General features: G+C 45.9%; 17 protein-coding genes. 7 read left to right on the top strand and 10 right to left on the bottom strand.

The features are described 5' to 3' along the window. Positions 1 to 30: 30 nt before the first annotated feature. The 7 genes from NIT04_RS05210 (at position 31) to NIT04_RS05180 (ending at position 5,552) form a co-directional block, all read left to right on the top strand. Positions 31 to 708, top strand: a complete 678-nt coding sequence (locus NIT04_RS05210; protein WP_252502536.1) for a response regulator transcription factor — start codon at positions 31 to 33, stop codon at positions 706 to 708. After that, positions 708 to 2,117 carry a cell wall metabolism sensor histidine kinase WalK gene (locus NIT04_RS05205; RefSeq protein ID WP_252502535.1) on the top strand — a complete coding sequence of 470 codons (1,410 nt, stop codon included), beginning with the start codon at positions 708 to 710 and terminating at the stop codon, positions 2,115 to 2,117. The genes NIT04_RS05210 and NIT04_RS05205 overlap by 1 nt, the downstream gene beginning before the upstream one ends. After that, positions 2,117 to 2,686 carry an SCO family protein gene (locus NIT04_RS05200; RefSeq protein ID WP_252502534.1) on the top strand — a complete coding sequence of 190 codons (570 nt, stop codon included), beginning with the start codon at positions 2,117 to 2,119 and terminating at the stop codon, positions 2,684 to 2,686. Before NIT04_RS05205 ends, NIT04_RS05200 begins: the two co-directional genes overlap by 1 nt. 72 nt (positions 2,687 to 2,758) lie before the next feature. Further along, on the top strand, positions 2,759 to 3,058 hold the full coding sequence (locus tag NIT04_RS05195; protein ID WP_252502533.1) for a hypothetical protein: 300 nt from the start codon (positions 2,759 to 2,761) through the stop codon (positions 3,056 to 3,058). Between the two features lie 71 nt (positions 3,059 to 3,129). Then, a complete protein-coding gene (locus tag NIT04_RS05190) occupies positions 3,130 to 3,450 on the top strand; it encodes a general stress protein (protein WP_252502532.1) in 321 nt (106 codons plus the stop codon). Between the two features lie 167 nt (positions 3,451 to 3,617). After that, positions 3,618 to 3,989, top strand: a complete 372-nt coding sequence (locus tag NIT04_RS05185; protein WP_252502531.1) for a hypothetical protein — start codon at positions 3,618 to 3,620, stop codon at positions 3,987 to 3,989. Positions 3,990 to 4,130: 141 nt separating this feature from the next. Next, on the top strand, positions 4,131 to 5,552 hold the full coding sequence (locus tag NIT04_RS05180; RefSeq protein ID WP_252502530.1) for a tyrosine phenol-lyase: 1,422 nt from the start codon (positions 4,131 to 4,133) through the stop codon (positions 5,550 to 5,552). 48 nt (positions 5,553 to 5,600) lie between these two features. Here the strand turns inward: NIT04_RS05180 and rlmN are convergent, their stop codons facing one another. The 10 genes from rlmN to NIT04_RS05130 form a co-directional block, all read right to left on the bottom strand. Further along, positions 5,601 to 6,668, bottom strand: coding sequence for a 23S rRNA (adenine(2503)-C(2))-methyltransferase RlmN (gene rlmN, locus NIT04_RS05175; RefSeq protein WP_252502529.1), 1,068 nt, complete (start codon positions 6,666 to 6,668; stop codon positions 5,601 to 5,603). A gap of 86 nt (positions 6,669 to 6,754) precedes the next feature. Next, positions 6,755 to 6,946: a hypothetical protein gene (locus NIT04_RS05170; RefSeq protein WP_252502528.1), complete on the bottom strand. Its 192-nt coding sequence runs from the start codon at positions 6,944 to 6,946 to the stop codon at positions 6,755 to 6,757. 79 nt (positions 6,947 to 7,025) lie between these two features. Further along, positions 7,026 to 8,099, bottom strand: a complete 1,074-nt coding sequence (gene hisC, locus NIT04_RS05165) for a histidinol-phosphate transaminase (protein ID WP_252502527.1) — start codon at positions 8,097 to 8,099, stop codon at positions 7,026 to 7,028. Further along, positions 8,092 to 8,742, bottom strand: a complete 651-nt coding sequence (hisIE, locus tag NIT04_RS05160) for a bifunctional phosphoribosyl-AMP cyclohydrolase/phosphoribosyl-ATP diphosphatase HisIE (protein WP_252503196.1) — start codon at positions 8,740 to 8,742, stop codon at positions 8,092 to 8,094. Before hisIE ends, hisC begins: the two co-directional genes overlap by 8 nt. After that, entirely contained in the window at positions 8,733 to 9,494 is a 762-nt protein-coding gene (gene hisF / locus NIT04_RS05155) for an imidazole glycerol phosphate synthase subunit HisF (RefSeq protein ID WP_252502526.1), read from the bottom strand. Before hisF ends, hisIE begins: the two co-directional genes overlap by 10 nt. Next, on the bottom strand, positions 9,491 to 10,204 hold the full coding sequence (gene hisA, locus NIT04_RS05150; protein WP_252502525.1) for a 1-(5-phosphoribosyl)-5-[(5-phosphoribosylamino)methylideneamino]imidazole-4-carboxamide isomerase: 714 nt from the start codon (positions 10,202 to 10,204) through the stop codon (positions 9,491 to 9,493). Before hisA ends, hisF begins: the two co-directional genes overlap by 4 nt. 13 nt (positions 10,205 to 10,217) lie before the next feature. Then, positions 10,218 to 10,802 (bottom strand): imidazoleglycerol-phosphate dehydratase HisB, encoded by a 585-nt coding sequence (hisB, locus tag NIT04_RS05145; protein WP_252502524.1) that lies wholly within the window; start codon positions 10,800 to 10,802, stop codon positions 10,218 to 10,220. Beyond that, positions 10,792 to 12,078: a histidinol dehydrogenase gene (gene hisD / locus NIT04_RS05140; protein ID WP_252502523.1), complete on the bottom strand. Its 1,287-nt coding sequence runs from the start codon at positions 12,076 to 12,078 to the stop codon at positions 10,792 to 10,794. The genes hisB and hisD overlap by 11 nt, the downstream gene beginning before the upstream one ends. Beyond that, positions 12,075 to 12,710 (bottom strand): ATP phosphoribosyltransferase, encoded by a 636-nt coding sequence (hisG, locus tag NIT04_RS05135; RefSeq protein ID WP_252502522.1) that lies wholly within the window; start codon positions 12,708 to 12,710, stop codon positions 12,075 to 12,077. Before hisG ends, hisD begins: the two co-directional genes overlap by 4 nt. Further along, complete coding sequence (locus NIT04_RS05130) at positions 12,710 to 13,684, bottom strand: ATP phosphoribosyltransferase regulatory subunit (RefSeq protein WP_252502521.1); 975 nt, start codon at positions 13,682 to 13,684, stop codon at positions 12,710 to 12,712. Before NIT04_RS05130 ends, hisG begins: the two co-directional genes overlap by 1 nt. Between the last annotated feature and the right edge of the window lie 39 nt (positions 13,685 to 13,723).

Here is a 13,723-nt window from a genome sequence, read left to right as displayed (position 1 = left end):
TGATTATATCTGCGAAATGAGGATATTTTGATGAACCCGTATACGATTTTAATAGTAGATGATGAACAACAAATGAGAAATTTAGTACGCACTTTTCTTGTCCCAGAAGGATATGTCGTCGAAGAGGCGACAGACGGCATGGATGCTTTGTCAAAAGTGTATAAACTACAACCCCATTTATGTATTGTAGACGTCATGATGCCGTATATGAATGGTTTTGATTTTGCGAAAGAATTGAAACGGACAACGAATATTCCAATCATCTTTTTATCCGCAAGAGGAGAGGAATGGGACAAGGTAGAAGGCTTGAAGATTGGCGGCGATGATTATATCGTCAAGCCGTTCATGCCAGGCGAGCTCATTGCAAGGGTTGAATCCGTCCTGAGAAGATCGTATCAACACCAACGTATGTCACGGGTGTTGACAGTCGGTCCGATCGCCATCGATCATCTTGCACATAAGGTCACATTGAATAACGAACCGGTTTCGTTGACGGTGAAGGAATTCGGCATCCTTGAAACGCTTGCAAGGAAACCTGGCCGCGTCTATACGAGGGAACAGATTTTGAGCCTCGTTTGGGGAGATAATCATAAAAGCACAGACCGGACGATTGATACGCATATTAAGACATTGCGATTGAAATTAGGAGAAGCGGGAAGCATGATTGAAACGGTATGGGGAATCGGATACAAGCTTGAGGTGAAATGATGAAAAAGCTCACATTGAGCAAAAAATTATTAGTCGTCTTACTATCGAGCCTTGCGTTCACGATCCTCTTTTCATTTTTCTTCATTCATTTCCTTTATTCCAAGCTCTATTTGGCGAGTATTGAAGAATCGATCGTTTATCAAGGAAAGCGGACTGCATCCCATTACCATTATGGAGAGTTGAGCGACGAGATCATTGATAAGATCCAATGGTATAACATCGTCTCCGAATATGAAGTGATCGTCGTCGACCACCTGGATGACCTTTCTTCGTACTTCCCCTATAAGATCAATTATGAAAATCTTGTAGATAATGCCGATCGTGAAAGTTTGAACAAAGGTGCCTACATAATGAAAAAAGGATATGTCGAGGAGCTCGACCGTGAAATTCTCGGAGCCATTTTTCCAATCAAGGGCGAAACAGGCTTAATCGGTTTCATTTACATATACGTCCCACTCGCGGCTATCCAAGATGTCTTTCGAGAGAGCATCCCAATTCTGGTCATCGTCGGCACATCGTTCTTTTTTGTCCTTTTCCTAGGTTTGAATTGGGCATGGCAATCGCTGTTCAGGCCGTTGCAGGACCTTCAGCGGTTATCGGCAGAAGTTTCTAAAGGAAACTATAGCAGCCGGATTGAAACCGATCGGGAAGATGAAATCGGCCAATTGACGAATGCTTTCAACTTAATGAGCCTGTCGCTGGAAGAACAGGAGAAGCGGAAGAAAGAATTCACGTCCAATCTGGTGCATGAGCTACGGACGCCTTTGACGTATATCGGAGGGTATACACATGTATTGAAGGAAAAGATCTTTTCATCACCTCAGGAAGCGGAAAGCTACTTGACGACGATTGAAAAAGAAACGATCCGATTGAATAAATTGATTAATGATCTCGTCGAGCTGAATCATCTCCAGGAGGATTTATACGTGCTCGTGGAAGAACCGATTGTCATCTCGCAAATCATTTTGGACACGCTTGATTTGTTCAATATCTTAATTTCTGAAAAAGGATTGGACGTGCAGCTCGATCTTGAAGAGGATCTGATCCTTACTGGAGACCCGAAAAGGATTGAACAGGTTCTTTACAACATCATTGACAACGCCGTTAAATACTCCGTCGACGAAGGGATATTGCGCATTCAGCTGAAATCTTTCGGGGAAATTGTCGAATTCAAAGTGACAAATGATGGGATTGTTATACCGGAAAATGATATTGACAGAATCGGGGAACGTTTTTTCCGCACTGACAAAGCTAGGAACCGGACGACTGGAGGGTCTGGACTCGGCCTGTCGATTGTAAAGGAGATTATCCGGCTACACGGCGGCACTTTTGCCATTCAGAGCGCACCTGACACCGGAACTACGGTTACTGTCCGCTTTGTGAATACGATGAAAGATGGAGATGAATAATGAAAACAATGAAATTGCTGTCCATTTTTGTCATTGCCCTATTTCTTTTGTCTGCATGCGGCCAGCCAAAGCAAACTGGCAGACAAGTCACCTCTTTCTCATTCACCGATCAAAATGGCAAGCCGTTCGGCACCGATCAACTTGCCGGAAAAGTGTGGATTGCGGATTTTATCTTCACAAACTGCAATTCTGTCTGTACTCCGATGTCACACAAAATGGCTGATTTACAATCAACCCTCAAAGAGAACGGACTCGAAGTGGAGCTCGTGACGTTCACAGTCGACCCGGAAACCGATACGCCTCAAGTTTTGAAGGAATATGTCGGCCAGTTTTCGGATGACGAATCGAACTGGCATTTACTTTCAGGCTATTCGCAGGAAACGATCGAGCAATTGGCAATGAATCAGTTCCAGACGATTGTGCAAAAGCCGAATGAATCCGGACAAGTCATCCACGGAACGAATTTTTTTATCATCGATCAAAGAGGTACTATTGTGAATGAATATAGTTATATCGAGGAATCCTTTGATGAGCAGATGATCGATGAAGTGAAGCGCCTCGTGAAATGATGTCGGATTGATTGGCGCTGAAGCATAAAGCTGGTAGCATGGAGACAATAATAAATACCGGGAGGAATCCGCTTGAAAGACTCAATATCATCTCTAAATTATTTCACAATCGAGCGGTCAATCAATTGGTTTGAACAGAAGCATCGACAAACAGCCCGCACCCTCCTGCTATACGAGGAATCGATTGCCTCATCGGACCATACGTTTTCACTTGAGCATGTCCATGATGTCTCTTATCGCCCCTTCTCAAACGGCACAGGGCTTTTCTATCTCCATACGAACCGCGGTGTTTTTACATTTGGCGTGAATGAAAACCCAAATGAATTCATCCAATCATACAAGCGGCTCAAAGGAGATCCTTTCGCTTTTTGACTCTTCCGTTTGTTTATTTTATCCCAGTAGAGGTATAGATAGAACAAATACAAATGGGAGGTAATTTTCATATGGTCTTGAAAAAAGTCGTTGAGAATGCCGTGCAGGCAAAAAAGGAAATTGAGGAATTGACGTCACAAGGTTACACGCATGATGACATTTATATTTTCGCCCACGATAAAAAAAGAACTGAGCATATTACGGATGCCCTTGATACGGAAAGCGTAGGCATGAAAGAGCAAGGATTCCTTGACAGCATGAAAAACATGTTCACATCCCGTGGAGACGAGCTCCGCAGTAAGATGGAGGCAGCCGGATTGACAGCAGAAGATGCCGCCGATGCGGAAAAAGAACTCGATCACGGAAAACTTGTATTGATTGCGAAGAAATAAAAAAGATGTAATACAACGCGCTTTTGAATGAAGTGCTACATTTGCGGCTGTTCCTTTCTAGGAGATACTCCTAGAGGGGGACGGCCGTTTTAATTTGCATTGTCACTTCACCCTACACTTCCCCATCGTTTTCCGTTATGATATGTACTGAAAGCGGGTGCACTTCATTGGATAAAAAATTATGGAAAATAGGTTTTTTCACTGGACTGACTTCCTTCGTCCTGCTCATCTTAGGGATTCGGACCATTTTAGGGACTGAATTGGTGTTCAAAAATTACTTGACGTTCGGTGTATTCAGTCTGACTGTCGGTATTCTTGCATCTTCCCTTCTCTTCTATAAATTTAAAATTGCCTTCAGAATTTTCATGGCTGCCCTCATACTAGGCTTCGTGGAGTTTTTCAGGAGCTTCCTTATGGATCAGAACGGATTTGGCGATTTAATCGGTGTCCTATCCTTATTCATCATTTCGACTTTCGGATTCGGGCTCGCCATTATTGTACAATTCATCGTTATCGGCATACAAAAAACAAGAAAATAGGAATGGATGAACGGCCGCCTCATATATATGGAGTGCGGCCTTTTATCGCTATTGAATAGAACTATTTCAAATTAATTGAATAATAGTTTTTCAAGGGATATAGTGAATTTGGGGAGAATTTTTCTAAAGGGGATGTTTGTATTGAAAAGAAGAACTGCTGAGCCTTATAAGATTAAAAGCGTGGAGACGCTCTCCATGCTATCTTATGAGGAACGCAAAGAGTCTCTCGAACGCGCTGGGTACAATACGTTTTTAATTGATTCGGAGGATGTGTACATTGACCTGTTGACGGATAGCGGAACGACGGCGATGAGTGATGCGCAATGGGGAGCGCTCATGACGGGCGATGAAGCCTATGCCGGCAGCAAGAGCTGGAAGCGGCTCGAGCAAGCAGTCCGTGATGTATACGGCTATCGATACGTATTGCCGACGCATCAAGGACGCGGTGCGGAAAATATTTTATCGCAGCTAAAAATTAAAGAAGGCGATTATGTGCCCGGCAATATGTATTTCACGACGACGCGTGCCCACCAGGAGATGAACGGCGCCACGTTTGTCGATATCATCATTGACGAAGCACATGATCCATCGATCGATCTCCCATTCAAAGGGAATGTCGATCTGAATAAGCTGCGTAATTTGATTGAAAAAGTAGGTGCTGACAAGATCCCTTACGTCTGTCTTGCCGTCACAGTGAATCTAGCGGGCGGACAGCCTGTCAGCATGCAAAATATGAAAGAGGTATATGAGCTGTGCAAGTCCCATCAAATCGACGTCATGTTCGATGCGACGCGCTGTGTTGAAAACGCTTACTTTATTAAAGAACGGGAAGATGGGTACGCGGATCGCCCTGTGTCAGAAATATTGAAGGAAATGATGTCTTATTCCGACGGGTGCACGATGAGCGGGAAAAAGGATTGCCTTGTGAATATCGGAGGATTCCTCGCGATGAACGACGAGGATCTCTATATCCGTTCACGCGAGCTCGTTGTCGTCTATGAAGGGATGCCTTCCTATGGCGGAATGGCTGGCCGGGATATGGAAGCGATGGCGATCGGCATACGTGAAGCTGTCGATGACCATTATATCGAGCATCGAATCGGCCAAGTGAGGCATCTCGGGCAACAGCTGTTGGATGCCGGCATTCCGATTGTGCAGCCCATTGGCGGCCATGCGGTATTTTTGGATGCGCGCGCTTTCCTTCCCCATTTGCGTCAGGAGGAATTTCCGGCCCAGGCGCTTGCCGCTGCCCTTTACTTGGATTCCGGAGTTCGCAGCATGGAGCGCGGCATCGTTTCCGCGGGACGGGATATACAGACGGGCGAGCATAACCGGCCGAATCTTGAGCTCGTACGCCTGACAATACCGCGCAGAGTGTATACGAATAATCATATGGATGTCGTCGTCGATTCGATTTTGGCGTTATATGAGAAAAGGGATGCAATTTGTGGGTTGAACATGGTCTACGAGCCGCCGACCCTCCGATTCTTCAATGCAAGATTTGCGCCGCTGTCTAAAGATGGAGAGTTAATTAGTGAAGAGAATCGGAAAATCAACGCGTAACAATACAAAAACGCATGCCATTTATTTTTCAGGCATGCGTTTTATCATTTATTTTACCGTTTTTTCTTTTTTAATTTGCTTGCTTCGCAGCTGTCCGCAAGCCGCGTCGATGTCGGAACCTTGTTCCCAACGGACGCCGCAGTTGATGCCGCGTTTTTTCAATGCTTCGTAAAATGACTTGATCGCTTCCGGTTTGCTTCGTTGGTATTGTCCGTGCTCATCGACCGGGTTGTATGGGATGAGGTTGACGTAAGACAAATGACGTTTATTATAAAGCAGTTTTGCCAATTGCTCGGCTTCCGCGATATGATCGTTCACGTCATCCAATAGGATGTATTCGAAAGTAATCCGGCGGTTTGTCGTTTCCAAATAGTAATCGATAGCTTCCATCAGCTTTTCAATCGGATATGCTTTGTTGATTTTCATAATGCTCGTCCGTAGTTCATTGTTCGGCGCATGGAGGGATACCGCCAAATTGATTTGGATATTTTCTTCCGCGAACTCGCGGATTTTCGGTGTCAGGCCGCTCGTTGAAACGGTAATATGGCGCGCACCGATCGATAACCCTTTCTGGTCATTGATGACACGTAGGAAGTTCATCAAATTCGTGTAGTTGTCGAACGGTTCGCCGATTCCCATTACGACGATGTGGCTGACTCGTTCCCCTTTACCGACCTCGTCAAGGTGCTGTTGTACTTTCATAATTTGACCGACGATTTCCCCGCCATCCAAATCCCTGTTTTTCTTCAATAAACCGCTAGCGCAAAAACTGCATCCGATATTGCATCCAACCTGTGTCGTAACACATACTGAATATCCGTATGGGAATTTCATCAATACAGTTTCAATCAAGTTCCCGTCTTGCATTTTAAATAGAAATTTGATCGTGCCATCTTCTGAAACTTGCTTTACGGATTGCTCGAGCGTCTGTATAACAAAATTCTCATCCAATACTTGAAGGCATTCTTTATTTATATTCGTCATGTCTGCAAAGTTGGTGACACGCTTTTTATAAAGCCAGTCCCACACTTGTGCAGCACGGAATTTCTGTTGTCCATTTTCGACTAGCCAATCTGTCAGCTGTGCCAATGTCAAGCCGTAAATTGATTTTTTCATGTCAATTCCTCACTTCTCACTTTTGCATTCAGTCAGTATACCATAAACTCGGCAAAAACAGAAGAAAAAAGCTGCATCATATAATGTCAGCTTTCGTTAGTTTGGCTCATTCGCCTCGTTTTATCCTGTTTTATTTTCATGACGAGAACGAGTACATTCATGAGTGCCAAGACAGTGAAGAAAATGGCAATGCCGGTCTGCCCTTTTGTGAAACGGTCAATTGCAAAATAGCCTAAGAAAATGATCAATGCAATATCGATGAATTTCGGTGTTGTCATCTGGATGCTCCTCCTTTACGCCAAAACTTCCATTTGACAACAGTATAGCAGTTCCCTATCCCGCATTGCCATCCTCTTTTTATTTTTGCACATCGACTGCCATCAATTGTTCCAGTTTACTTAGTAGACTATGAATCTGTTCGTCTGTGCCAATTGAAATCCGCAAATAGTTTTCAATATCAGGTTGATTGAAATGGCGTACGAGGATTCCCTCTCCTTTCAACTGCATATATAACTCGACTGCTGCCCTTTCGGCATGCGAGGCAAAGACGAAGTTCGCTTGTGACCGTAAAACGTGGAAACCCATTTCCTCTAAAGCCTGTATAAGCCGCTGCCGTGTCTTTTTAATTTTCTTTACCGTGTTGTCGAAGTATTCCTGGTCCTTGAATGCAGCAGTCGCACCGGCAATCGCAAGCCTGTCGATCGTGTAGGAATTGACGGAATCCTTGATTCTAACAAGCGCCTCAATTAAGTCAGGATGCCCAATTGCATAGCCAACACGCATACCTGCCAGCGAACGGGATTTTGAGGTCGTCTGGACGACGAGGAGATTGTCATACGTCTTCACCAATTCGACAGCAGATACTGTCGCAAAATCGATATACGCCTCATCGATGATGACGACGGTGTCGGGGTTATTGATTAAGATCGATTCAATCGATGAAAGCTCCATATAGAGGCTGGTCGGCGCATTCGGATTCGGAATGATGACGCCTCCTTCAGACCCGAAGAAAGATTCCGCACGTAATGTGAAGTCTTCATTCACACTTACGAGCTCATATGGAATGTCAAACAGTTTGGCATATACCGGATAAAAGCTGTATGTGATGTTCGGGAAGCGGATCGGTTTACCGGGATGGAAGAAGGCCATGAATGAAAAGGCGAGAACTTCATCCGACCCGTTTCCTACGAAAACTTCGTCCTTTGAAACGTCGTACGTCTCCGCAATGGCGAGCCGCAATCCGTCAGCTGTCGGGGATGGATATAGCCGGAGCTGCCCCTCTAACTCTTCCAATATCGCTTCTTTTACGAGCGGGCTTGGTGGATAAGGGTTTTCGTTCGTATTCAATTTGATGATGTCCGGCGCATTCAATTGTTCGCCCGGCACGTATGGCTCGGCTCGTTTCACCATATCGCTCCAAAACTTATTCATTCCGGGACACCTCATCTTTTTGTGGCCTTCTATCCTGAAGGATTTTTTTCACGTCATCGACCGACACATCGAGCAGCTCCATTAGGACAAGTGTGTGATACGTCAAATCAGCAAGTTCATTCGTCAATTCATCCTTATCGTTATTTTTTGCGCCGATGACGACTTCCGTAGATTCCTCCCCGATTTTCTTCAACACTTTATCCACTCCTTCACGAAACAGATACGATGTATAGGAGCCTTCGATCGGGTTCGCTCGCCGGTCTTTAATTTCGTCCACGATTTCATGCACTACGCCGCGTACCGAACGGTTCTCTTCAAACCCGATCGTGTGAAAGCATGTTGTTTCCCCTTTATGACATGCGGGTCCTGAAGGAGCCACTTGAAGGAGGATTGCATCGTGATCACAGTCGACGGATAGCCGTTTGACGACTTGCCGATTGCCGGAAGTTGCGCCTTTATTCCAAAGCTCTTGCCTGGAGCGGCTGTAAAACCAAGTTTCTTTCGTTTCAACTGTCTTTTGGATGGATTCCCGGTTCATGTAGGCCAGCATGAGCACTTCGCCTGTCCGTTCGTCCTGGACAATTGCGGGAATCAAGCCGTTCTGATCAAATGAAAGTACATCTATATCGATATTCATCGTAATTCATTCCCAACAACTTGTTTTTGTTCTTTCAAGTACGTTTTTAATTCCCCGATATGGATTTCTTCGAAGTGGAATACCGAAGCGGCTAGGGCGGCACTCGCCTTTCCTTCCGTCAATACATCCACGAAATGATCCGGCTTTCCTGCTCCGCCACTTGCAACAATCGGTATGCTGACCGCGGCAGCCATCGCCTTATAGAGCTCGATATCATAGCCATCCTTCACGCCGTCCTCATCGATGCTGTTGACAACGAGTTCACCGGCGCCCAATTGCTCACCTTGTTTCGCCCACTCGATGGCATCCAGTACCGTATCTTCCATGCCACCTTTTGCGAAGACGGACCATTTACCGGGGCCGGTTTTCTTGACGTCCATTGAAAGCATAATACGCTCTGAACCGAATTTCTCCGCAGCTTCTCGAATCAGCTCTGGATTCAGCAAAGCGGCACTATTAATGGATACTTTATCTCCACCGATGCTGAGGATTTTCTCGACATCATCGATTGTCCGGATCCCTCCTCCGACGATGAAAGGAATCGCGACTTCCTTTGCAATCTCTTCAATCAAGTCGAGGAACATACCTCTGTTTTTCGTAGAGGCCGAAATATCATAAAAGACCAATTCATCCGCGCCGTCTGCGACATATTTTTTCGCGAGTTCAAGAGGATCGGCAACCTCTACTACGTCAAGGAACTTCTTCCCTTTCACAACTTTCCGGTTATCTACGTCCATGCATGGAATAATTCGTTTCATCGTTGCACCTCCAATACAGTTTCCAAAGATAAGTTTCCTTCATACAACGCCTTCCCGATAATCGCGCCATACAGCTCCATCTTTTTCAGCTTGCTGATGTCTTCAACGGTCGACACGCCGCCCGAAGCAATGATGTCCATATCGGACGCTTTGTTCATCACATATAACTCATCGAAATTCGGACCTTGCAACATGCCGTCTTTTAAGATGTCGGTGTAGACGACTGTTTTGACACCGATACCCTCAAGCCAACGCAACAATTTGACCGCTTTGACATCCGTTGTTTCCGTCCACCCGTCCGTCGCGACGAATCCATTTCGTGCGTCAATCGACACTGCGATTTTCTCGGCATATTTGTCGACCGCTTCTTCGACGAAGCGTGGGTTTTGAATAGCAGCCGTTCCGATAATGACCCTGCTGACGCCGTTTGCAATTAGTGAATCAATCGTTTCCATTGACCGAATCCCTCCACCGACTTGCACAGGGATTTTCACAGCCTTTGCGATTTCCCTAATCGCTTCAGCATTCAATGAATCCCCGGTTTTTGCGCCGTCTAAGTCGACGACGTGTATGTACTCGGCGCCTTGCCTTTCCCATTCCTTCGCCATTTCAGATGGCGATTCATGATAGACGGTTTCCTTTGCGTAATCGCCTTGTATAAGGCGGACGCACTTGCCTCCTCTAATATCGATTGCCGGAAATAAAATCATTGTCGACTCCCCCTTATAACATTCCCTTTGTCGATGGTATCCCTTCAATTTCAGGATTGATTGAACTTGCAATGCGCAATGCCCTTCCAAAGCTTTTGAAAATCGATTCAATAATGTGGTGGCTGTTTTTCCCGTATTGCAAATTAATATGCAATGTCACATTTGCATGCCGCGTGAACGCGAGGAAAAACTCCTCTACCAGCTCAGTATCAAAGTTCCCTACTTTGTCTTTTAATCCTTCGACGTTATAGACAAGATAAGAGCGTCCGCTTATGTCGAGTGACACGGTTGATAATGCTTCATCCATCGGCGTTGAAACCATCGAATACCGTTCGATGCCTTCCTTCTTTCCGATGCAACGATCAAACGCCTGGCCAAGCACGATCCCGATATCCTCGACGGTATGGTGCTGATCGACGGCGAGATCGCCATCACACGCAACCTTTAAATCGAATCTGCCGTGCTTCGCAAACAAAGTCAGCATATGGTCGAGAAAACCGACTCCCGTCCGTATATCCGTTTTTCCAGTTCCATCGATTGTAAACTCCAAGTCAATCGAAGTTTCCGCAGTGCTTCTCGATAACCTTTCACTTCTCATTACGCTCCCCCTTCCGCAGCCGAATTGATTCGGCATGACCAGTCAATCGTTCCGCTTCCGCCAATACAATGATGTCATCCGCCACTTCCTCAAACGCTTCCTCTGTATATTGGATGATGCTCGACTTCTTAAGAAAATCGTAAACGCCTAACGGAGACGAGAATGCGGCGGTTCCGCTCGTCGGCAATGTATGGTTTGGTCCTGCCATATAATCGCCCAATGCTTCCGGCGAGAATGCCCCTAGGAAAATGGCGCCCGCATTTCGGAGTAACGGCAATTGCGCCATCGGATTTTCCACCATGACTTGCAAATGCTCTGGTGCAATTCTGTTAACTACTTCAATTGCTTCCGTCAGCGAATCAACGACGATGATCCTGCCAAAATCGTTTACGGATCGGCTCGCTATTTCCACTCGGTCCATTTCGGGCAACCGCATTTCCACTTCTGCCACAAGTTTTCCGGCAAACTGTTCGCTAGTCGTCACACAAATGGCCGCCGCCCGCTCGTCATGCTCAGCTTGTGACAAAAGATCTGCCGCTACGAACCCAGGGTTTGCCGTTTCATCTGCCAACACACAAATTTCACTCGGACCCGCAATCATGTCGATTCCAACGTCTCCGAATACCCATTTTTTCGCTCTAGCAACATATGCGTTACCCGGTCCTGTTATTTTCATCACTTTCCGGATTGTTTCCGTGCCATATGCCATCGCCGCAATCGCCTGTGCACCGCCCACTTTATAGACGACTTCCACACCAGACTCTTTCGCTGCGACCAAAACGTGCGGATTCACTTTTCCGTCCGGTTGCGGTGGTGTCGTGATGGCAATATGACCGACTCCGGCGATTTTTGCAGGGATGGCATTCATAAGGACAGTGGATGGGTAGGCCGCCTTCCCGCCTGGCACGTAAATTCCTGTCCGTTCAATGGGAGTCACTTGTTGACCGAGCATAATGCCTTTCTCCTGTCGGATGAACCAGGAGCGTTCCTTCTGTTCTGTATGAAAATCAATGATTCGTTGTTTCGCTTTCAGTAGAGAGGCGATGAAGGCCTCCGAAACGAGCGTATAGGCCTCGTCGAATTCATCATCAGTAACGATGAAATTATCCAACTTCACTCCGTCGAACCGCTCGGTATACATTTGTAAAGCCGTATCCCCGTTCATGCGGACGTCATTGATGATCGACAGCACTTTCTGATCAAATTCCAGATCTATGGATTGCTCGTTCCGTTTCTCAATTTCTACTGCATAGTCGGCTGCCGTAATGATTTTCATGAATACACCTCCAGCCCTGTCTTGACGTCAGCAATGAAATTTTGGATACGCTCTGTTTTGATTGCGAAGCTTGCTTTATTCACAATCAATCTTGCACTCACTTCCGCGATTGTCTCGAGAACAACCAATCCATTCTCTTTCAAGGTAGCACCGGTTTCGACGATGTCGACAATGACGTCAGCCATTCCGATGAGTGGCGCTAATTCAACCGACCCATTCAACTTGATCATCTCGGTGCGGATGCCTTTTTGATCGAAATGCATTTTTGCCAGACTTGGATATTTTGAAGCTACAGTCAGCTGAGAACTGTTAACTAGGTTTTCGCCCGGGAACCCTGCTACCGACAGTTTGCATTTCCCAATGCCTAGATCCAGTAGTTCATACACATCTTTCGGGTCTTCAAGCATGACATCCTTGCCAATCACCCCGATATCCGCGGCGCCGAGCTCCACATATGTCGGGACATCAACCGCCTTCACGAAAATCAGCTTAACGCTCCGTTCGTCGTCTGTGAAGATGAGTTTCCTGCTTTTTTCATCAAAGTCCGAAAACTGGATTCCAGCAGTCTCAAGCAGCTTAATCGCCTGATTGGCAATCCTGCCTTTTGCCATCGCAACAGTCAAACTTTCCATCATGCCTCCTCCTTTCCATGGACTATTTTCTGGTTATCGGAAGCCTTCAGTAACGTTTCAACTTCGCAAGCAAATCCGATTGCCGGCAAATCTGCATCAAATTCATGGCCCAAACGATCATATCGCCCACCCATCAATACCGGCTTGCCGAAACGCCCGACATACCCTTGAAAAACGATGCCTGAGTAGTAATTCATTCGATTAATTAATCCAAAGTCGATGACGATATGTTCGTCAAATCCATAAAACGTCAATCGCCTGCAAACTTCCTCGATATAGGAAAGGGTAGCTTGCATTCGGGAAGTGATGGCAACTTCCTTTGCACGGTTCAGAACTTCTCTCGGTTTTCCGTAAAGACTAGGAATTTGGGTGACGGCATGTTTGATTGCCTCATCTGCATCCAGAGTCGACAGCAGCGCTTCAATTTCAACACTGTTTTTCGCCCGAATAAATGCTTCCAGACAATTGCTTTGGTATTCTGTCAACGGAAGCTGAGTGATCATTTCATGGAAGAAGACGGTGTGCCCAATCTCAATTTTGATATCATCGAACTTCAAGTCCTTCATCGTCTCTAGTGCCAATAAGATCGTTTCCGCATCGACCTCCGGCGACCTTTTGCAAAAATATTCTATGCCTGCTTGTGTCCGCTCAGTTTTTTCTGCCGGGTCGGGTGATCTTCGAAATACTTCCTGCACATAATAAAATCGGTGTTCACTTGTCAGTTTGCGGTGTGCATGAGACAATTCCTGTGTGATCGGTATTGTAACGTCCGGTCTGAGGACGAATACCTCCCCCGATGGATCGATCACTTTCACCATCTCTTTCCGGTTGACGGAACTCGTCACCTTTGAATAGAGGTCATACCGTTCGAAAGCCGGAGTTTTAATTCGTTGGAACCTATTTGCAGAAAATCGATTGCTTAATGTGCTGATCACTTGCTCGAACTTTTCCGCATCAATCAAATCTGGATTCATTTACATACCACCTCGCTTGTAGACTTCATCGCTTTACTA

The sequence above is a fragment of the Sporosarcina sp. Marseille-Q4943 genome (assembly GCF_943736995.1).
Taxonomy (GTDB): Bacteria; Bacillota; Bacilli; order Bacillales_A; family Planococcaceae; genus Sporosarcina.
This window is presented reverse-complemented; position numbering and strand designations above follow the sequence as displayed.

Excerpts from the sequence above, each read along its gene's own strand:
- NIT04_RS05210 (WP_252502536.1), top strand. The coding sequence starts at position 31 with ATGAACCCGTATACGATTTTAATAGTAGATGATGAACAACAAATGAGA.
- NIT04_RS05205 (WP_252502535.1), top strand. The coding sequence starts at position 708 with ATGAAAAAGCTCACATTGAGCAAAAAATTATTAGTCGTCTTACTATCG.
- NIT04_RS05200 (WP_252502534.1), top strand. The coding sequence starts at position 2,117 with ATGAAAACAATGAAATTGCTGTCCATTTTTGTCATTGCCCTATTTCTT.
- NIT04_RS05190 (WP_252502532.1), top strand. The coding sequence starts at position 3,130 with ATGGTCTTGAAAAAAGTCGTTGAGAATGCCGTGCAGGCAAAAAAGGAA.
- rlmN (WP_252502529.1), bottom strand. The coding sequence starts at position 6,668 with ATGAAAAAATCAATTTACGGCTTGACATTGGCACAGCTGACAGATTGG.
- NIT04_RS05170 (WP_252502528.1), bottom strand. The coding sequence starts at position 6,946 with ATGACAACACCGAAATTCATCGATATTGCATTGATCATTTTCTTAGGC.
- hisC (WP_252502527.1), bottom strand. The coding sequence starts at position 8,099 with ATGAATAAGTTTTGGAGCGATATGGTGAAACGAGCCGAGCCATACGTG.
- hisF (WP_252502526.1), bottom strand. The coding sequence starts at position 9,494 with ATGAAACGAATTATTCCATGCATGGACGTAGATAACCGGAAAGTTGTG.
- hisA (WP_252502525.1), bottom strand. The coding sequence starts at position 10,204 with ATGATTTTATTTCCGGCAATCGATATTAGAGGAGGCAAGTGCGTCCGC.
- hisB (WP_252502524.1), bottom strand. The coding sequence starts at position 10,802 with ATGAGAAGTGAAAGGTTATCGAGAAGCACTGCGGAAACTTCGATTGAC.
- hisD (WP_252502523.1), bottom strand. The coding sequence starts at position 12,078 with ATGAAAATCATTACGGCAGCCGACTATGCAGTAGAAATTGAGAAACGG.
- hisG (WP_252502522.1), bottom strand. The coding sequence starts at position 12,710 with ATGGAAAGTTTGACTGTTGCGATGGCAAAAGGCAGGATTGCCAATCAG.
- NIT04_RS05130 (WP_252502521.1), bottom strand. The coding sequence starts at position 13,684 with ATGAATCCAGATTTGATTGATGCGGAAAAGTTCGAGCAAGTGATCAGC.